The organism is Hallella colorans, from assembly GCF_003096815.1.
In the GTDB taxonomy this organism is placed as follows: domain Bacteria; phylum Bacteroidota; class Bacteroidia; order Bacteroidales; family Bacteroidaceae; genus Prevotella; species Prevotella colorans.
The window spans coordinates 80,274-100,576 of the sequence record NZ_QENY01000001.1 but is presented as its reverse complement, the minus strand read 5'-3'; the positions used below and the strand labels follow the sequence as shown (position 1 = coordinate 100,576).

Sequence of the window (20,303 nt, the reverse complement as noted above, 5' to 3'; positions counted from 1 at the left end):
TGACGAGAGTTTTTTATTATGCAACAGAAGATTATCATTCTCGACTTTGGCTCGCAGACCACGCAGCTTATAGGCCGTCGAGTACGCGAGTTAGACACCTTCTGCGAGATTCTGCCCTACAACAAGTTTCCCGAAGACGACCCCTCTGTCATCGGTGTTATCCTTAGTGGAAGTCCCTATTCGGTGCACGACAAGAAGGCTTTCAAGGTAGATCTCAGCAAGATTGTCGGTAAATATCCTGTGTTAGGTATATGCTATGGCGCCCAGTTTATCAGCCTTGAGGGCGGCGGTACGGTAGAGCAAGCTGACACGAGAGAGTATGGGCGAGCCAACCTGCAAAGTTTTGATGCTGGAAACATCTTGTTTCGTGGCTTCGATTTGGGGTCTCAAGTATGGATGAGTCATGGTGACACCATTACTTCCATTCCTAAAGATTTTCATGTCATTGGCTCTACCGCCGACGTGAAATTTGCCGCATTTGCCAGCACCACCAAGCCCGTTTGGTGTGTCCAATTCCACCCCGAGGTATATCATTCTACACAAGGTACGCAACTCATCAAAAATTTTGTGGTGGATATTTGTGGCAGCAAACAATCGTGGAGTCCGGCCTCGTTTGTGGAAACAACGGTCTCGGAGTTGAAACAACAATTGGGCGATGACCGAGTGATATTAGCTCTTTCGGGTGGCGTAGACTCATCGGTTTGTGCCGTGTTGCTTAACCGCGCCATTGGCAAAAACCTCACTTGCATCTTCGTAGACCACGGTATGTTACGCAAGAACGAGTTTAAAAACGTGATGCAGGCTTACGAAGGCTTGGGGCTTAATGTGATAGGCGTAGATGCCTCTGATAAGTTTTTTGCTGATCTGGCAGACGTAAAGGACCCAGAGAAGAAACGCAAAATCATCGGTCGCGACTTTATCGAAGTGTTCAATAGCGAGGCTTCCAAAATAACCGACGCAAAATGGCTGGCGCAAGGCACGATTTATCCTGACCGGATAGAGAGTTTGAGCATCACGGGCATGGTTATCAAGAGCCATCATAACGTGGGTGGTTTGCCCAAGGATATGCGACTTAAGCTCTGTGAACCATTGCGATGGCTTTTCAAAGACGAAGTTCGCCGCGTGGGATATGAATTGGGCATGCCCGAGCGTCTCATCAAAAGGCATCCATTCCCGGGTCCTGGATTGGCCGTGCGCATTCTTGGAGACATCACGCGCGAGAAAGTTCGCATACTCCAAGATGCGGATGATATTTATATCAGCAAGATGCAAAATTATAAGATGCCCGATGGAACGAGTCTCTACGACCACGTTTGGCAGGCAGGAACAGTGCTGTTGTCAGAAATTCGTTCGGTGGGGGTGATGGGCGACGAGCGCACTTATGAGAATCCTGTTGCGCTACGCGCCGTAACCTCCATGGATGCCATGACGGCCGATTGGGCACATCTTCCTTATGATTTTTTGGGCGAAGTGTCCAACGAAATTATACGCAAGGTGAAGGGGGTCAATCGAGTTTGCTATGACATTTCGTCCAAACCACCTTCGACAATAGAGTGGGAATAGGTATCCCTACATAGCTTTAGAAAAAGCCAAGAAGAAAGAACAAAGGCAGCTTCATGTATTTGAGCTGCCTTTTTTCAATATGATGAGGAAATCGTAATTTTTGCTTTTCTCCACCATCAAATAACTATATCTGTCCAGCCGCTACCTTGTCGGCATAAACCTCTACGGTGTTGAGTGCATGATGCCCAATGTATGCAGCTGGCCCCGCATCGTTTTGATCGATAATATCTGCCAAAACAGTTGCTTTTGCCTTGCCTGTCAATAAGAAAATGACATTTTTGGCATATATGATTGGTTTGCCTGTGAGAGCCACACGTCGCTGCCCACTTTGGGGCTGCGTGCTCACGGCATAAACCTCTTGTGCGTTAAGCAGGTACTCTTGGCCGGGAAATATGGACGATGTGTGCCCGTCATTACCTGCCCCAAGAAGAATAATATCAAAAATAGGTATGCCATTCTCCTCTGGCAGCATTGTTCGAATCTGTGCTTCGTAGCGACGAGCCTCTTCTTCTGGATGGTTTTCACCCTTGACACGCACCACATTTTCTTTAGGTAAATCGATTTTACACAGTAGGTTGTCATATGTCATACCATAGTTGCTCTCGCTGTCTGTGGGAGGCACACAACGTTCGTCCACCCAAAAAAAGCGTATTTGATGCCATGGCGTTTGATTGTTATATTCCTCTGCCCACAACCTGAACATCAGGGCAGGGGTGCTTCCCCCGCTTAGTGCTATATTCACTTTGTGGTCCGAGGAATGTTCATTGACCAATTGAATAATACGTTCAATGAGGGCACGAGCTGTTTCTGCCTCGTTGTCATGAATGTGAGTGATCATAATTCACAATATAAATCGGTGTGTGTTAAGTTTTTGCATGGGTTGGTCCAGTCGGCGTGATGGTCGTGCATGAGCATATCGCTCTCCTTGGGTCCCCATGTTCCAGCTGGATAACCATAAAGCGGAACGTTAGAATTTTCCCAATATTTCAAGACAGGGTCAAATAGTCTCCATGAAGCCTCAGTGGCATCATTGCGTGTGAAAAGAGTAGGGTCACCCTGTATGCAGTCGTCGATAAGGCGGGCGTATGCATTGTTAACTGGTAAATTTCCCAGTTCATCATAGGTGAAATCCATAGCCACACGTTTAACGTCAAAAGAGCTGCCGGGTGCTTTTAAGCCCACTTTTAAGCTAATACCCTCATTGGGCTGGATGCGCAATGTGAGTTGGTTGGCTTGCGGTCGTTTTCCCTCAGAGACATTGTTAAACATTTGATGTGGTGTCTCTTTAAAGTGAATAACTATCTCGGTCACCTTGGTTGGCATTTGTTTACCGGTGCGAATATAGAACGGTACGCCACTCCAACGCCAATTATCAATGTTGAGCCGCATGGCTACATAAGTTTCTGTACGCGAATTGGGTTTTATCTGTTTTTCCTCACGATACCCTTTTTTATCGCCAGAAGCTGTGTATTGTCCTCGTATGATGTGCTCTTTCAAGTCTGTTTCGCTCAGTGGCCTAATCGATTCGTAAACTTTTACCACCTCGTTTCTGAAACTGTCAGCATTAAATACGGCCGGTGGCTCCATGGCCGCGAGTGCAAGAAGCTGTATAAGATGGTTTTGTACCATGTCGCGTAGTGCCCCTGAGTGGTCGTAATAGCCCCCGCGATTCTCAATGCCCAAATTTTCAACGGCCGTCACTTCTATATAGTCTATATAGTTCCGATTCCATACAGGTTCAAAAATACCATTGGCAAATCTTAATGCAAGAATGTTTTGAGCAGTCTCTTTGCCAAGGTAATGATCTATGCGAAAGATTTGATGTTCCTCGAAAATAGATTTATACACTTTGCCAAGCTCTATTGCTGATTGCAGGTCATGCCCAAAAGGTTTCTCCACAATGATGCGCGAATGTGGCGTGTTCAATCTTGCTTCTTTGAGATGAACGGGCACCTCCCCATAATAAGCAGGAGGAATGGCAAGGTAATAAAGTAGATTGTCTGGTTTTTCCTCGCCCAGCACATCAATAATTTTTTGCCTCAGACTGTCATAATGTTCAGCTACGGTCAAATCAAGAACGTGGTAGTAGAAATGCGAGAGGAAAGCATTGAACTTTTTTTCATCGCGCTCTTCGGCACTGATAAATATATCCATCTGTTCCGATACGTATTTCCGGAAACCTTCGTCGTCAATTTCTGTCCGCGCGGTACAGATAATGGCGAAGTCGTTGTCCAATCGCTCTTTAGTGTAGAGCGTGTATAGCGCAGGTATCAATTTGCGCTTGGTGAGATCTCCAGACGCTCCGAAGATGATCATTGCAAACTTGTTCATGGTCGTGTATTTTTTTTGTTAGGGGATAGTGTGTGGTATTGTTCCCACATGTCATAGAGGCAATTTAGACATTATAGGTGCCCGATTGAGTAGCACCACCATGTCCGGTCCAATCCTCATGGAAGAATTTGCCGCGCTCTTGGTCTTTGCGTTCAAAGGTATGAGCACCAAAAAAGTCACGCTGTGCCTGAATCATATTAGCCGGAAGATTTTCTGACGTGAGCGAGTAGAAATAGTTGAGAGCCGACGAAAATGCTGGAACGGGTACGCATTCTATGGCCGCATTTGCCACCAATGAGTTCCAGCCGTTGAGCAGTTGGCCTATTTCTTTTGCAAAATAAGGAGCTAACAGCAGTTGGCGTGGTTTCTCATCAGCTTCGTATGCGCTGGCAATGTCATTGAGAAAAACGCTTCTAATGATACAGCCCCCGCGCCACATTCGAGCAATCGACCCCATATCTAAATTCCAATTAAACTCATCAGACGCTTTCTGCAAAACAGAAAATCCCTGTGCATAGCTCACAAGTTTGGAGGCATAGAGCGACGCAAAAGTATGGTCTATTAATGTCTTGCGTGGTAAATCAGATTTTCTAACTGTACGAGGAAACAGTTTGGCTGCTGCCACACGTGTTTGTTTGTCTGACGACAAGCTGCGTTCAAAGACGGCCGAGCCGATGAGTCCAAGAGGCATGCCAAGGTTCATGGCGTTGATGACCGACCATTTGCCAGTTCCCTTTTGGCCCGCGGCATCGAGGATATGATCTATGAGCACCTGCCCATCTTTATCCTTATGGCGCAAAATTTTGGCCGTAATTTCAATGAGATAACTCTGAAGTTTGCCGTGGTTCCACTCGTCAAACACATCGGCCATCTCCTCATTGGTCATGCCTCCCATATTTTTCATCACCCAATAAGCCTCGGATATGAGTTGCATGTCACCATATTCAATACCGTTGTGAATCATCTTCACGAAGTGGCCAGAGCCTTGTGGGCCCACCCATTGGCAGCAGGGCGTGCCATCTTCGGCTTTGGCGGCAATGCTTTGCAGTATGGGTTTGACGTGTTGCCACGCACCCTCCGAACCCCCTGGCATGATAGACGGTCCATGCAGGGCACCTTCTTCGCCACCAGAGACACCACTGCCGACAAAAAGTAGTCCCTGTTCTTCTGCCTTGACTACACGCCGGTTGGTGTCCTCATAGTTGGAGTTGCCACCATCAATGATAATATCACCTGGCGACAGTAACGGGAACAACTCGTTTATCACGCTATCCACAGGTTTACCAGCACGTATCATCATCATTATTTTTCTCGGTCTCTCTATAGACAGCACAAAGTCTTTCAGGTCTGTGTATCCACAGATGTTTTTATTCTTGGCAGGCCCTTCCATGAACCGCTGGACCACCCCCTCCTCAATACCAGGCACTGTTCTATTATATACTGACACCTGCCAGCCGTGGTTGGCAATGTTAAGGGCAAGGTTTTCTCCCATTACTGCTAAGCCAATGAGACCGTAGTCGCTTTTTCTTTGATTTTCCATTTTGATAGCGTTTAGTTATGACCTTTTTTTATACTTATATTATGGTATACACTTCTACTTCTTAAAAGATATATGAAATGTCTTTCATCAAGAATGACAAGCTCATTTTTTTAATCGTCCGAAATACCTATTATAACATTGTTTCTATAGTATTTGGCATTGCCATTGGCTATATAAGCACATAACATGCCTTTTGAAGATTATAAATAAGGTGCTCATTATTTAACGTATAATTCTTATTCCCCATTTCATCAATTTCCCATCGTCATCCTTTTCGTGCTATTTTTAACATTCTGCAGCCTTTTATTAGTCGTAAAACCTGCTACGCTTTTTCTTTGAAAAGACTGCCTGATTGAAAAAACAACCATTAATAGGGTGACAATTTATGATGCGCACCAAACTATTACAAATATAACGATTTATTTTGGACTGACCAAAACAGACGCCACATAAATTTAATATATGAAATCAAAATGTGAAACGAAAGTTTTGATTTGTTTCGTATGATGGCTGAGTAGCTCATTAAGAACTTCCATATATACCTGACATGACCATGTCATCAGGCAATGCCAACAGATTTTATTTGCTATGAATTAATTTAACAACATATATCTCATAATTCGTTTGTAGAAAAAAATCAATGCTTTAGCTCAAAATACGCCAAAAATCAGCCACTTTCGCAACTTGTTTATAAATAGGGTTTTATAAACTTTAATGTTATAAATGTTTTTTTTATAATGCCAGTGCGGCATGCCTTTAAGTACCAATGGAGATGCCATTAGAACTTAATCACGTCGCGTTTAGGGCTTGTAGGCATGATGATTAAACCCTTTACGCAGTTCGAAAGGTATCTATTCGACTCGAAGGTAGCCTGCAAAAGCGTGCGAATATCGTCCGCATCCATATTTAGAAGGGTTTTTAAACGCTAAAACGAACATTTTAGAAATAGCTTAAATGGTGATATATTTTTGACAAAATGCGGAAGGATGTGTGACCTATTTGCTGCTGGGTGCCTTGTCATAGAAATGCTGGCCAAGAACTTCCGACGCAACATGGCACGCCACCGAAGACATCTATAGGTGGGCGAGGGAAACCACAGCTATCAACATAAAAATCCTTGTAAGATTGGATAATACAAAATGACATTCCCTATTCACATAGAGAATGCCCATACCTAAATACCTTTAAACCTTATCAACCTATTGAATTTCACACGATAGAATAAAATCTTAATTCCTGAAATTTTCGAGATTTTTTTTGATTATGCCTTATTTTTAGATAAAGCACTTTTACAATCTGTCAGAGTTTAATATCACTTTATTTTCTTTCTGTTTGAATTTAAGACGTAACATATAAAAAAAGGTTTAAATGAAAAGTCAAAAAAAAACTTAATAATAGAGTTTTATATAAATTTGTGATTATCTTTGTAATATACTTTTGATAAATGCATATGCACTCTAAGCTTTTTATACTCTTTTGCCTCGTGGCATTTTTTTTAGTGAGTGGTTGTGATAAGAACAAGAAAAGTGTTGATACATCTCCTGTTGACACCATACCTATGATGGTAATGCAGATACAAAAATGCTCAAGACTATATACATCTGAATATCAATTGCGTAAGATTGTGACATATGGTGATGACATTTCTTTTAACGGATTGATTTTTAATGAGGAAATCAAGATAAATCTGCCTATGGGTAAACGCAAAATAGCTATACCGATGACAGCCACAGTTAAAGCTTATGTCGAGTTTGACAAATTTTCTGAACGTAACGTGAAGCGTCATGGTGACCAGTTGGAAATCATCCTGCCAGATCCAGAAGTAACAATGACAAGTACTCAAATAGATCATAAATCTATAAAAAAGAAAGTGTCACTGCTGCGTCATAATTTTACAGACGAGGAGATAACAGACATCCAGCAACATGGACGTAACGAAATGATAAAAGCTCTACCCAAACTTGGAATAATTGAAAATGCACGCCAAAGTGCCGCTCGTCAAATTATCCCCATTATAGAACAAATGGGATATCCTAAAGAAAAAGTAACTATAACTTTCAGGAAAAAATTTTCTCCAAGCGATTTTCCATCTATCATTAGGAATATAGAATAAATTTTATGCTGTACGATAAAAAAAACAATACTCATCCGTTACGTCGTTTAACGGGATTTTTTGATAATAAAATCTTACTTATTATCATACTGATTATTATCTTAACTGGTTTTATGATTTATTTTGTCAGAGGATGCAATTTTACTATCAAAACAAATAATAAGTTTGGTATTACACCTGTTCAAATATCAAAAATAAAAAGCATAGGCCAGTGGGAATTTCTCGCTATAAGTGATGAAGAACTCGTTGACACTGTTAGGCACGGTTTCTTTGGGGATGATGAATTGTCTCGGATATACTATGGTACACTAAGATTAGGAATAGACTTAAGCCAAACAAAAGAAGGATGGATAAAGATGGATGAAGATACTGTAAATGTTATTTTGCCTCCTATCAAACTGCTTGACGAAAATTTCTTGGATGAAGCTCGCACCAAATATTTTTTTGAGGATGGAAAATGGAGCGATTTGGATAAGCAGAAACTTACCCAAAAAGCTGCTCGTGTAATGAAAGAAAGATGTCTAACGCAAGCCAACATTCATAGTGCAGAGCAAAACGCATCTGTTCAATTTGACAATATGCTACATGCTATGGGATTTAACTTCACAAAGATAAGGTTTGACAAAAAGAAAGCTAAGAAATAAACAAAAAATACCGATATAGTCATCTCATATAAGACATTGTACTTTCTTCATACAAACTAATTGGATGAATTGGTGTTGAGAATTTAACTCCTGTCTTCCACAGCACCATATAATCACTTTTTCAATAAGACACATAAAAAAAAGCTCACGGCTCTTTTAAAGTTGAATGTGGCGAGTGAAATCCGCTCCACCTCAACGAAATGTGGGTAAATGTTATATCCTCCATTAGTCATTTGTTCACAAAGTCGTCAAATTGCTTATTCACTTGAAGCATCCACTCGGGAAGTTTCGCTTTTGCGTTATCAATCAACTCTTCTGGTATTGTTTTGAAAAAAGCGTAAGCCATTGGTCCTGAAATGGCAGCCAGGGTGTCAGCGTCACCTCCTAAGGATATGGCCAACTTTAAACAATCCACATAATCTTCGCTTTTAAGAAAACATATAAGGGCTGCAGGGACAGTCTGTTGGCAAGTCTCATTAAAGTCATAGTCCGCTTTTATTTCCTCATAGGTCAGGCCAGACCATTTGGGGTAGTATTTGTCAAGAATATGCTCACGAATAAATGCTTTGTCTCGCCCTTTTGTAGCGTGGAATATTGCCAAAGCAGTTGCCACTGCTCCTTTGATACCCTCTGGATGATCATGAGTGGGCAAGGCTGTCTGTGTGGCCAGTTCTATACATTCTTTGACATTCTTAGCCATAAATCCTGCTGACGAAACCCTCATGGCACTACCATTACCACAAGAGTAATAAGATGGCTGAATATCTTTTGCTATAAGCCATCTTGCAAAACGTCCGCCAAATCCACGATAGAAGTCTGCACGACATCTTTTCCAAAGGTTTTCAGCCATATTCAAATTCTTTATAAGTGCTTCCGCACACGCAAACGTACAGACAGTATCATCAGTATAAGTATTCGATGAAAGCAGTAAATCGACAGCGTCATAATTTTTTGTACGCCCTTCAAACTCGTACGGCATCCCTGCAATGTCACCAATTGCAGCACTTAATAATAGATTTTTCATTGTCAACTCTTTTTTATTTTACATTTCTGTTTACATTCTATTCGAATAGCCGATAGGGCAAAATACGAATAAAATAAGACAAGATTAACTTACTCGTTTCTATAATGATTTTCAAATTAGTAATATTTTGCCAGCGACGTATCATATCTAAAAGCGTTGGGAAAAAATGTCACATAAAATATGGACAGTCAAGTACAGCAGAAAACCTAAGTCCAGAAAAAACAAGGATTCATGATTTCGACCGTCCAACTTTAGCTCTACTTCTATAAAGCTCAAAGGAATTATACAATGCAATAAGCCACACCGAAAGCACGAAAGGCGCTGTAAGTGTGACAATGCCCATATTCAAGCCAACAAATTGAATAATCACCGAAAGCCCTAAACCAACCAAAGCCTTGATATATACGCAAGATTTGGTATTTAGGATATTCGCTATAGCCAGAACAGTCAGAATGGCATTATAACCATACATTCCACTGTTTACCGAATGAGTTTCTACAAACGGAGTGAACAGAACCATCAAAGACAACATGCTTGCTACAAAAGATTCCAGCGCCATCTTTCGCGAATTAATCAAGAGAGCCAAGAAAAAGAATATGCCAGTAAAAATACTTTTACCCTGCAACATAATCTGTCCAAAATTAAAAGAAACAGCTTGAAACAGTGAAAAAGGTTCCTCTGTTTCAACCACAGCTACACCAGACTGTTGCAACACAGGCAAAACACGGCTCATGAGCAACATTATCCAAGTTATTATAACAAATGGGGCGGTGAGAGAGGGTAGATATTTTTGCCTCTCAAATGCGTGTGCCACAAGCGTTGTGGTTAAAGAAGCTATGACCATGATTAAAACTGACCAAATATTAATTGGCATAAAACATGGGACGGCTATAGCCACAAGCGTCCCATTAAAGCCATAAAGGCCGTTTTCAAGGTTTTCACGATCATATTTAAAAGCTATTGCTGTCAATGTGCTGATAATGGTACCCAGCAATGCAAAAAAACACATGGTCATAGAATTACAGCCTATACCAATTAACATCAACACTCCTGACAGTGCATTGTTCTGAAACATCACCTGTCCCACACCACGAAATGTGGCTATCATGATCTTATTCGGATTCATTAGTATTGCCTTAATAATTGAAAACCGCCCTTTAATCCATACTCCGAAAATAGTCTTCGTATCGTATGATTTTGATTTTTAAGTCATCAGTCAACATTATAATAGTGTTTGAGCATTTTTGCTTCTTGACGACACAATTAATCCATGCGTCAAAGTTATGAAAAAACAATGAACATCCCAAAATATAGACTTTAAAGTTTTTGCTTGTAAGTTTAATTCAACAGTTTGTTAAAATTTTGAGATGAGGTCAAAGTTACTTTCCGCTACCATCCAAGGAAATTCTTGGATAGTAGAACTAATTAACTTTCAATTCGAAACATTTCGACACTTGGCGAAAATTAATTTTGCGATGTATGTGCTCGCTACGAGCTACTTGAAAGAAGCCATGAAATACGTAAGCCCCATTTTCCTTATTCATCATCTTCGCGAGATTCTGTGACGCGAGTGATGGCGTTGTAGGAGAAGATATACTAAGATCTGTTGTGGTCGTAATTCGGTTTGTAGGGACTGCTCACAATGGGTGCCGTAACGCTCCATCTGTGCGAATTAAAATTATTAGAAATATGAAGTTGCTTATAATCAGCCAATTAAAAATACAAATCATATAGTTAATTATTTCTCTCATTTTTAAACGATTACATTAGAATTAACAGAGTATTGGTTGAAATTAAGTCATTTTTTATAGTGTTTTTTGTTTATTTCATAGAAAAACCCTATTTTTGCACAGAACGTAGTGTGTACAAAGGCTATTACGCAAACGAAAATCATATGGAGGTATTGATATGTCAATAAAAAAAACGAGACAGAAGCTGGTGGATGTTGCGCGACAGTTGTTTGCCAAGAATGGTGTGGCTTCTACTACGATGAATGATATAGCCTTGGCATCGGGGAAAGGACGCCGTACTCTATATACTTATTTTAGTAGAAAAGAAGATATCTACTATGCTGTTATAGAGTCAGAGTTAGAGCGTCTAAGTGACAAAATGGAAGAGGTAGCGGCAAAAAACATACATCCTCAAGATAAAGTAATAGAGCTGATCTATACGCATTTGAGTTCTATACGTGAAACAGTGGTCAGGAATGGAAATCTGCGTGCTGAGTTTTTTCGCAATATTTGGTCGGTGGAAAAAGTGCGTAAAAATTTTGATGAGGACGAAATAGGACTTTTTCGAAAAGTATACACAGAAGGCAAAGCTCAAGGTGAGTTTGATATAGATGATGTGGAACTTGTCGCGGACATTACTCACTATTGTATAAAAGGCTTGGAGGTACCCTATATCTATGGTCGTTTGGGTCGTGGCTTGACAGATGAATCGAGTAAGCCACTCGTGGCAAAAGTGGTGTATGGTGCGTTGGGAAAACGTATATCATCAAAGAGTGACACTAAATAAAAAGACAGAATATAAAAAGAAATAATTGTATAATACTTAAAACATAATGTTTAATATGGGACTTTTAAATGGGAAAACAGCGCTTATAACTGGTGCTGCGCGTGGTATAGGTAAAGCTATTGCTTTAAAATTTGCACAAGAAGGGGCAAATATTGCTTTTACTGATCTTCTTATTGACGAAGAGCATGGCGGCATGTGCACCGAAAGAGAAATAGCAGCCATCGGCGTTAAGGCAAAAGGTTATGCTGGAAATGCGGCAAATTTTGAAGAGACGGCCGAAGTTGTGAATAAAATTAAAGAAGATTTTGGCACAATTGATATATTGGTGAACAATGCTGGGATTACGAAAGACGGTCTTATGCTGCGTATGACAGAGCAACAGTGGGATTCGGTTATTGCTGTAAACCTTAAGAGTGCATTCAACTTTATACATGCGTGCGTACCTATTATGATGCGTCAACGTGGCGGAAGTATTATTAATATGGCCAGTGTGGTGGGTGTGCATGGTAATGCAGGGCAAGCTAATTACGCTGCTTCAAAAGCTGGACTGATAGCGCTTGCCAAGAGTGTTGCTCAGGAGATGGGCTCTAAGGGTATTCGTGCTAATGCCATTGCCCCGGGATTTATTGACACCGCAATGACAGAAGCGCTGCCCGAAGACATACGTAAGGAATGGATTGCGAGAATACCTTTGCGCCGCGGTGGAACGGTAGAGGATATTGCCAATACAGCTATTTATTTGGCATCAGACCTCTCTAATTATGTTTCTGGCCAAGTGATACAAGTAGACGGTGGCATGAACATGTAAGAAAAGAAAAGAAATAAAATAAACTTAAGGATAGAGATGAAAGTTGTCTATGAGGACAATCATCTAATAATTGTTTACAAAGAGAGTGGTGAAATCGTTCAAGGCGACAAGACTGGTGACACCCCTCTCTCTGAAACGGTTAAGGCGTACATCAAAGATAAGTACCACAAGCCAGGGGCTGTGTTCCTTGGAGTGGTTCATCGTCTTGATCGTCCTGTATCAGGATTAGTAATCTTTGCTCGAACGAGCAAGGCTTTAGCTCGTCTTAATGATATGTTTCGACGAGGTGATATACATAAGACATATTGGGCTATTACCCAAAATGCACCTCCTGTAGAGCAAGATACCTTAACAAGTTGGCTACAGCGCAATGAACGACAAAACAAAAGTTATGTGTATGACAAGGAGGTTCCCAATTCAAAAAAAGCAGTCCTCAATTATCAATTAAGAAGTCGTTCAGACAGATATTGCCTAATAGAGGTAGAGCTATTAACAGGTCGCCATCATCAAATTAGGGCTCAATTGTCACATATAGGTTGTCCCATCAAAGGCGACTTGAAATACGGTGCCAAACGTAGTAATCCTGATGGTAGTATCTCTTTATTGTCTTGCAAAGTGGAGTTTGTTCATCCAGTATCAAAAAAAAATATTATTTTAAACTCGCCAATACCTGATGACAAACTATGGAGAGAGCTGACAAAAGATGTATAAACAACATTTTTGTCAGTTTTCTTCCTAAAAAAAACATTTATTCCTTTTTTTTTGTTTATTTTGCAAGCACAAGTATCAACCTGTATGTATGAATAAGATTTTCAAATGGAGCGGTATAGTCGTTCTTATTGTTATCCTTCTCTTTGCAACTTTGTGTTCATTGTTTTACTTTCCACCATTTCAAAAATGGGCAGTAAAGCAAGTAACGGCTTACGCTTCAGAAGAGATGGGGCTAAAAATCAATGTCGGTCAGGTGAAGTTGGCATTTCCGCTTGATTTGTCATTAGAGAACGTACAAGTATTGGAATCTAACGACTCGTTGAGTAATGTCATGGATACAGTTGCTGATATTAGGAAAGTCGTTGTAGACATACAATTCAGGCCATTATTTGATAAAATGATAATGGTTGATGAGTTGAGTGTCAATAATATGAAAGTAAATACTTCACACTTCATTCCAACTGCTCAATTTGTTGGCAGTATAGGGCACCTTGATTTAAAAGCTCATGGCATAGATCTTAGAAATTCGGCTGTTAACATCAACCATGTCGTATTAAAGGATGCTATATTAGATGTCCAACTCAAAGACACGGTTACTTCTGACACCACGAAATCCAATAATGTTTGGAAGGTTAATTTGGCCGATTTAAAAGTAGAAAATACAGATTTCACGTTGCATCTGCATCGTGATTCGTTATCTGCTAATACTTATTTTAAGCATGCGACAGCAAAAAATACTCATTTTGATTTTAACAAAGGCCTTTATGCAGTGAGCCAATTCAAGTGTGACAATAGCAGAATAAGATATAGCAAGAATTATGAGCCTAAAATCAATGGTCTTGATTATAATCATATCGAGTTGGATAACTTGAAGTTAAGAGCTAACGATTTTAGTTATGTTGACTCTAAAATCAAAGTGCAAATACATGAAGGAGCCTTTCGAGAAAAAAGTGGTTTACGGGTAGACTTATTAAAGGGCTCCTTTGCGATGGATAGTACCAAGTTGTCGTTGCCTAACCTAAATCTAAAAACTGCAGATGGAACCGCGATAGCATTAGATTATAACATGGCGATGAATGCATTTGACGATGCCAATCCTGGAACTTTTAACGTAAACATAAAAGGGCAAATCTCCAAACCAGATTTGATGACCATCCTTGAAAAAAAACTTCCCAACGGTATGGCACGAAAATGGCCCAATAAACCTCTTGTGGCCATTGGAGAGATTAGAGGGAACCTCCAAAAAACATTAATAAAGGGTCTAAACGTGAGTATGCCAGGAGCATTCAAGTTAAAAGCAGATGGCAGGGTAGAGAATATGACAGATACAAGGCATCTCAAAGCTAATATAGATCTGAATGTTAAAACACATGATGTAAGTTTCATAACACATTTGCTCGATAAAGAGACAAGAAAAAACGTGCGCATTCCTAACGATATTGGGGTTAAAGGAAAAATTCGTGTTAATGGTGATAAATATTCAAGTAATTTTATTGCGACGCATGGAACAGGTAAACTACATGGGCAAGTGGATTTTAGTGCCACACAAATGAATTATTCAGCCAAGCTCAATGCTAATGCCTTCCCAATCCAACGATTTGTTCCAAATATGCATTTGAGTGCGTTTACGGGAACGATCCAAGCCAAAGGACATGGTGCTAACTTCATGTCTTCGGGTACAAATTTGGTAGCAAATACTAAAATCAAAAAATTCAGTTATGGCGAATATAATTTGGATCACATTGATGCTAAAGTTAATATGAGGAATGGTCGCGTTTCGGCCTTTGTGAACAGCCGAAATAGGGCCATGAAGGGTGTGTTTAAAGTTGATGCCACGACCAAGGGCAAGCAGATACAAGGCGTTATTGATGGAGATTTTGAACGTCTCGACCTGCATGCACTCCACATTACAAACGAGCCATTTTTGCTATCTATGAGTACTAAACTCAATTTAAGTTCTGATTTGAAACACAATCATCATATCAATGGGTCAATGTATAATATCATATTTAGCAATGATTCTGTGGTCTTTCATCCAGAAGACGTTACACTTGATGTGCTTACTCGTAGAGACACCACACAAGCCAATATTGATAGCGGTGACTTAAGTATGAGATTGTCTGCATCTGGCGGATATGAGAAACTGCTCAAAAATACAGGTAAATTTGCATCAGAACTGCAACGTCAAATCAAAAATAAATACATTGACCAGAAACGGTTATACGCTTGTATTCCTAATTCCCGGATATCTGTTGTATCTGGGCCAGACAATTTGATTAGTCGTATTTTAAAACATTATGGATTTACGACGAATAATGTGTTTATGGATTTTTCCACCTCGTCGGTATATGGTTTAAATGGAAATTTATATGTCGATTCACTTGTTGTTGACAGTTTCCAGATAGACACAGTACGCTTTCGTATAGATTCTGATCGTTCCAATATAACTTATTTTGCGCAATTACATAATGGCAAGGATAACCCTCACTATGTGTTCAATGCGTTTCTTGACGGTGCTATCAACGAGAAAGGCACTTATGCCAAAGCTCGAGTGTATGACGCCAATGACTCACTTGGAGTTCGTCTGGGCCTTCAAGGTGTGATGGAGCCTCATGGCGTCAGCTTTCATCTATTCGGAGAAAATCCCATCATTGGTTACAAAGAGTTTTCTGTGAACGACAGTAACTATGTATACCTTGGAGACGACAAGCGTGTTAGCGCTGATTTGGTTTTACAAGCCAAGGATGGCATGGGCGTTCAGATATATAGCAATGACGATCATGAAGGTGTATTGCAGGATGTAACGATAAATACCCATCATTTTAATTTGGGCGAAGTATTATCTATGATACCCTACATGCCAAATGTATCTGGAGTTATGAACGGCGATTTCCATATTATACAGACACCTAACGAGATTTCTGTCTCGTCGTCTGTCAATGTGGCAGACATGGTTTACGAGGGTAATAAAATGGGCAATATCGGTTCTGAATTTACCTACATGCCACGCGCTGATGGTGGTCATTATGTCGATGGCATACTCACTTACAATGGTGACGAGATAGCAGTGCTTAATGGTACCTATCATTCCGCTGGCAAAGGTGCATTGGATGCCACGCTCGCATTGGAGAACATGCCTTTAGATTTGGTAAATGGCTTTATACCAAACAAAATCGTAGGACTAAGAGGTGATGTTGATGGAACCTTGGATATAAAGGGTACGTTATCTACCCCAGATGTTAATGGCGAACTGTACCTTGACTCTACGTATATTTATAGTGATCCCTACGGAGTAGAAATGAAGTGTGCCAATGATCCTGTCACTATCAAAAATAGTCGCTTGCTTTTTGAGAATTTTGAAATGTTCGCCCATAATGAAAGCCCATTGACAATCCGAGGATTTTTTGATTTTTCTGATTTGGATCGCATGTATACGAATATTCGCATGCGTGCGGAAAACTATTTGCTTGTCGATTCCAAGGAAAAAGAGCGCTCTGATGCTTACGGTCAGGTGTATGTCAATTTTGCTGGCGACATGCGTGGAGTAGTGGATAATATGAAACTACGTGGACGATTACAAGTCCTTGGAACATCCGATTTGAAATATATACTCAAAGATTCTCCACTCTCCACAGACAATCAGTTGGAAGGTTTGGTAGATTTTGTAGATTTTAGAGACACCACAAAGCAGGTGGTTTCTCGCCCACCAATCACAGGGATTGATGTAGACATGTCAATTAATATAGACGAAGGGGCACATGTCAATTGTTATCTCAATGCTGACAAATCTAATTATATTGATATAGTTGGTGGCGGCGAGATGAGATTTCGATATAATATGGTGGATGACGTGAGGCTTACAGGACGTTATACCATCGGAAACGGCGAGATGAAATATTCGTTGCCAGTTATCCCGTTGAAAACTTTTAGTATTCAAGATGGCAGCTACATAGAGTTTCGTGGCGATGCTATGAACCCCAAACTCAACCTAACGGCCACCGAGGAAACTGTTGCGACTGTGGGTGAGGCATCTGGCGATGGCCGTATTGTAAAGTTTGTAAGCGGCGTCGTTGTTACCAAAACATTAAAAGACATGGGGTTGGAGTTTATTATTGATGCGCCTGAAGATATGAATATTCATAATCAGCTACAGGTCATGTCTAAGGAAGAACGAGGCAAGATTGCTATCACCATGCTGACCACGGGCATGTATCTTGACGATGGCAATCCCTCTGGTTTCGCTGTAAACTCCGCTCTAAGCGCTTTCCTCAATAGTCAGATCAATCATATTTCTAACAAAGCGTTACAAACATTGGATGTAAGTTTTGGTGTTGACAATTCCATTAATGACAAAGGAGCCTTACATACGGACTATTCTTTCAAGTTTGCCAAGAGATTTTGGAATAACCGATTGCGTGTGGTAGTAGGTGGCAAATTGTCTTCCGGAACTGATGCTGCTATGCAAAATGAAACCTTTTTTGACAATGTAACACTTGAATACAGATTAAGTCCCACGTCCAACAAGTATCTCAACCTATTCTATGAGCGTGATAATTACGATTGGTTAGATGGAGTTGTCAGCAAGTTTGGTGGAGGTTTTATGTGGAAACGCAAATTGCGTCACTTCAAGGACATCTTTAGTTCTGATAAAAAAGAAAAACTCTTAATGGAGATGAACGACTCCTTATCAAAAGACACTGTAGTGAAATGAAAATATATCGAATATCACTTTGCGTTATTATTTCAGCCTTAATAGTTGGATGTTCCACCACAAAGAGCATTCCAGAAGGAGATCGCCTCTACACTGGGATGAAAAAAATAGAATATATTTCTCCTCAAAAAGGAAAACATTTTTATGCTACACAAGAAGAATTGAATGCTGCCTTGGCTGCTGCACCAAACGGCTCTCTTTTTGGTAGTAGCATTATTAAGTCTCCTTTTCCTATTGGTTTGTGGATATGGAATGAGTTTGTGGGCAGTGATAACCCCTTGGACAAATGGCTGCTTAAGTCGTTTGGGGCAAAGCCGGTACTCATAAGCTCGGTCAATCCTGAGCTACGAGCGTCTGTGGGCAAAGAAGTTTTGTGTGCGCATGGGTATTTTCGTGGAAATGTAAAGCCAGAAGTTATATCACAAAAAAATCCAAAGAAAGCCAAAGTTGGCTATAAGGTCAACACCGGACACCTATTCACTGTTGACACGCTGTCTTATGAAAACTTTTCATATGATGAGCAATTATTGCTGGATAGCACTAAGGACGATAGACTTGTCAAACCAGGCGCCCCCTTTGATGTATCTACGCTCGAAAGTGAGCGCTCGCGCATTACAAAATTGTTTCGCACCAATGGTTTTTATTTTTATCAGCCGTCTTACGCTTCTTATTTGGCAGATACGCTGATTGTACCTGGGAAAGTGCGTCTCAAATTTCAACAAAGAAATGGTATACCAGAATTGGCCAAGCGCAAATGGCATCTTGGAAGAATCGACATCGAGTTGAGAAAACAGTTTATGGAGCAACTCAATGATACCATTGCTCGCCGTCGTCACACGGTTAGCTTCAACGGACGTCGTACGCCTGTTCGAACCTCTGTTATTTTCAACGCTCTAAAATTGCGCTCAGGCCAACTATATAACTATATCGACCACGAAGAGAGCTTTATGAGATTAAATAGCACGGGTATATTTAGTATGGTAGATTTCAATTTCACACCTCGCGATACTACTGGCGTCAATGATACGCTTGATGTACGCCTCAACTGCGTATTGGATAAACCTTACGATTTTTATATCAAGGCTAACATGACGGGCAAGACCAATAATCGATTTGGTCCCGGTGTTGTTGTTGGTCTGACCAAGCGCAATGCTTTTCGTGGCGGCGAACTGCTCGATATAAATTTACGTGGGAATTACGAATGGCAAACAAATCGTCAAGGAGGTTCCTCTACTGGTTTCAATAGCTATGCGTATGGATTTGACGTTTCCCTTCAATTCCCTCGGTTGGTCATTCCCTTGGTAGATATCTTCCGCCGACGGTTCTATCGTCGTTTTCGTCGAAATCGTTATGTCTCGTCACCGACCACAATGGTTAAATTATCATTAGATGCTATTAACCGGTCCAACTATTTCAATCGACATGTTGTCTCTGGAGAGTGGACCTATAACATCCAACAGTCTGCCACAAGCCGTCATCAAATCAGCCCATTTATCTTTTCATACGAATTTATGCGAAGTTCCACGGCTGTATTCGATTCTATCATGGAGGCCAACCCATATTTGTACTATACCATGCGCGATCAATTCGTGCCAAAGATGCAATATATCTACACATACACCAGCCCTGCCTCGTATCGCAGCCCTATATGGTTTCAAGCCACTGTCAGTGAGGCTGGAAATATTTTATCCTTGGCCAATATGATAGGCGGAAATAAATGGAACGAGAAGAACAAACAGCTATTTCACAATCCTTATGCACAGTTTGTCAAATTTGAAACAGAGTTTGTCAAGACTTGGCGTTTAGACGAACATAGCAGCTTGGTAGCCCATTTAAATGCGGGTGCGATTTGGTCTTACGGAAATTCTTCCGGTGCACCTTATAGTGAGCAGTTCTATGTAGGTGGTGCCAACAGTATCAGGGCATATACAGTTCGTTTCGTTGGACCGGGTAGCTACCATAATGAGGAGAGCAAAAACATTTCTTATTTGGACCAAACAGGCGACATTCGCTTATTGGCTAATTTGGAATATCGTCCGCGTTTATTTGGCAATCTATATGGCGCGCTATTCCTTGATGCTGGAAATGTATGGGAAATGCGAGATACCGGACGTAAAGGAGCCAAGTTTAAATTGAAGGATGTTCCTAAAGATTTAGCTTTCGGCACTGGTGTCGGTTTGCGTTACGACCTTGACTTCTTGGTCATTCGCTTGGATTGGGGCTTGGGGTTGCACGTGCCTTATAAGCCTGGTTTCTACAACGTAGGAGCATTTAAAGACAGTCAGAGTGTTCATTTGGCAGTAGGATATCCGTTCTAACCGTATTGGAGCATGATTGCAAA

Annotated in this window: 13 protein-coding genes; 8 read left to right on the top strand and 5 right to left on the bottom strand. The window is 40.7% G+C overall.

Annotated features, from left to right (window positions below; translation table 11 throughout):
- Window positions 1-18: 18 nt before the first annotated feature.
- On the top strand, window positions 19-1,563 hold the full coding sequence (guaA, locus tag C7379_RS00365) for a glutamine-hydrolyzing GMP synthase (RefSeq protein WP_116615482.1): 1,545 nt from the start codon (window positions 19-21) through the stop codon (window positions 1,561-1,563).
- Window positions 1,564-1,687: 124 nt separating this feature from the next.
- Here guaA and pgl read toward each other — a convergent pair whose 3' ends face one another.
- The 3 genes from pgl to gnd form a co-directional block, all read right to left on the bottom strand.
- Complete coding sequence (gene pgl, locus C7379_RS00360; RefSeq protein WP_116615481.1) at window positions 1,688-2,401, bottom strand: 6-phosphogluconolactonase; 714 nt, start codon at window positions 2,399-2,401, stop codon at window positions 1,688-1,690.
- Window positions 2,398-3,894: a glucose-6-phosphate dehydrogenase gene (gene zwf / locus C7379_RS00355; protein ID WP_116615480.1), complete on the bottom strand. Its 1,497-nt coding sequence runs from the start codon at window positions 3,892-3,894 to the stop codon at window positions 2,398-2,400. Before zwf ends, pgl begins: the two co-directional genes overlap by 4 nt.
- A 64-nt stretch (window positions 3,895-3,958) precedes the next feature.
- A complete protein-coding gene (gene gnd, locus C7379_RS00350) occupies window positions 3,959-5,386 on the bottom strand; it encodes a decarboxylating NADP(+)-dependent phosphogluconate dehydrogenase (protein ID WP_419185299.1) in 1,428 nt (475 codons plus the stop codon).
- 1,531 nt (window positions 5,387-6,917) lie between these two features.
- Between gnd and C7379_RS00345 the strand changes: the two genes are divergently transcribed.
- Together C7379_RS00345 and C7379_RS00340 are read left to right on the top strand one after the other, a co-directional pair.
- Window positions 6,918-7,547: a DUF4230 domain-containing protein gene (locus tag C7379_RS00345; protein ID WP_243406661.1), complete on the top strand. Its 630-nt coding sequence runs from the start codon at window positions 6,918-6,920 to the stop codon at window positions 7,545-7,547.
- Window positions 7,548-7,552: 5 nt separating this feature from the next.
- Window positions 7,553-8,191 (top strand): DUF4230 domain-containing protein, encoded by a 639-nt coding sequence (locus tag C7379_RS00340; protein ID WP_116615477.1) that lies wholly within the window; start codon window positions 7,553-7,555, stop codon window positions 8,189-8,191.
- Window positions 8,192-8,420: 229 nt separating this feature from the next.
- Here the strand turns inward: C7379_RS00340 and C7379_RS00335 are convergent, their stop codons facing one another.
- Window positions 8,421-9,215 carry an ADP-ribosylglycohydrolase family protein gene (locus tag C7379_RS00335; RefSeq protein WP_116615476.1) on the bottom strand — a complete coding sequence of 265 codons (795 nt, stop codon included), beginning with the start codon at window positions 9,213-9,215 and terminating at the stop codon, window positions 8,421-8,423.
- Between the two features lie 229 nt (window positions 9,216-9,444).
- Window positions 9,445-10,341 carry an urea transporter gene (locus C7379_RS00330; RefSeq protein ID WP_116615475.1) on the bottom strand — a complete coding sequence of 299 codons (897 nt, stop codon included), beginning with the start codon at window positions 10,339-10,341 and terminating at the stop codon, window positions 9,445-9,447.
- 782 nt (window positions 10,342-11,123) lie between these two features.
- On the opposite strand from C7379_RS00330, the gene C7379_RS00320 reads away from it, so the two are divergent.
- The 5 genes from C7379_RS00320 (at window position 11,124) to tamL (ending at window position 20,280) form a co-directional block, all read left to right on the top strand.
- A complete protein-coding gene (locus C7379_RS00320) occupies window positions 11,124-11,732 on the top strand; it encodes a TetR/AcrR family transcriptional regulator (protein WP_116615473.1) in 609 nt (202 codons plus the stop codon).
- 55 nt (window positions 11,733-11,787) lie between these two features.
- Window positions 11,788-12,540 carry a 3-oxoacyl-[acyl-carrier-protein] reductase gene (gene fabG / locus C7379_RS00315; protein WP_116615596.1) on the top strand — a complete coding sequence of 251 codons (753 nt, stop codon included), beginning with the start codon at window positions 11,788-11,790 and terminating at the stop codon, window positions 12,538-12,540.
- A 36-nt stretch (window positions 12,541-12,576) separates the two neighbouring features.
- Window positions 12,577-13,251 carry an RluA family pseudouridine synthase gene (locus tag C7379_RS00310; protein WP_116615472.1) on the top strand — a complete coding sequence of 225 codons (675 nt, stop codon included), beginning with the start codon at window positions 12,577-12,579 and terminating at the stop codon, window positions 13,249-13,251.
- An 88-nt stretch (window positions 13,252-13,339) separates the two neighbouring features.
- The gene (locus C7379_RS00305) at window positions 13,340-17,962 is read left to right on the top strand and encodes a translocation/assembly module TamB domain-containing protein (protein ID WP_116615471.1); all 4,623 of its coding nucleotides are present in this window, start codon (window positions 13,340-13,342) and stop codon (window positions 17,960-17,962) included.
- On the top strand, window positions 17,959-20,280 hold the full coding sequence (tamL, locus tag C7379_RS00300) for a translocation and assembly module lipoprotein TamL (protein ID WP_116615470.1): 2,322 nt from the start codon (window positions 17,959-17,961) through the stop codon (window positions 20,278-20,280). The genes C7379_RS00305 and tamL overlap by 4 nt, the downstream gene beginning before the upstream one ends.
- Window positions 20,281-20,303 lie beyond the last annotated feature (23 nt).

Excerpts from the sequence above, each read along its gene's own strand:
- tamL (WP_116615470.1), top strand. The coding sequence starts at position 17,959 with ATGAAAATATATCGAATATCACTTTGCGTTATTATTTCAGCCTTAATA.
- C7379_RS00320 (WP_116615473.1), top strand. The coding sequence starts at position 11,124 with ATGTCAATAAAAAAAACGAGACAGAAGCTGGTGGATGTTGCGCGACAG.
- pgl (WP_116615481.1), bottom strand. The coding sequence starts at position 2,401 with ATGATCACTCACATTCATGACAACGAGGCAGAAACAGCTCGTGCCCTC.
- guaA (WP_116615482.1), top strand. The coding sequence starts at position 19 with ATGCAACAGAAGATTATCATTCTCGACTTTGGCTCGCAGACCACGCAG.
- C7379_RS00305 (WP_116615471.1), top strand. The coding sequence starts at position 13,340 with ATGAATAAGATTTTCAAATGGAGCGGTATAGTCGTTCTTATTGTTATC.
- C7379_RS00310 (WP_116615472.1), top strand. The coding sequence starts at position 12,577 with ATGAAAGTTGTCTATGAGGACAATCATCTAATAATTGTTTACAAAGAG.
- C7379_RS00340 (WP_116615477.1), top strand. The coding sequence starts at position 7,553 with ATGCTGTACGATAAAAAAAACAATACTCATCCGTTACGTCGTTTAACG.
- C7379_RS00335 (WP_116615476.1), bottom strand. The coding sequence starts at position 9,215 with ATGAAAAATCTATTATTAAGTGCTGCAATTGGTGACATTGCAGGGATG.
- gnd (WP_419185299.1), bottom strand. The coding sequence starts at position 5,386 with ATGGGAGAAAACCTTGCCCTTAACATTGCCAACCACGGCTGGCAGGTG.
- fabG (WP_116615596.1), top strand. The coding sequence starts at position 11,788 with ATGGGACTTTTAAATGGGAAAACAGCGCTTATAACTGGTGCTGCGCGT.
- C7379_RS00330 (WP_116615475.1), bottom strand. The coding sequence starts at position 10,341 with ATGAATCCGAATAAGATCATGATAGCCACATTTCGTGGTGTGGGACAG.
- zwf (WP_116615480.1), bottom strand. The coding sequence starts at position 3,894 with ATGAACAAGTTTGCAATGATCATCTTCGGAGCGTCTGGAGATCTCACC.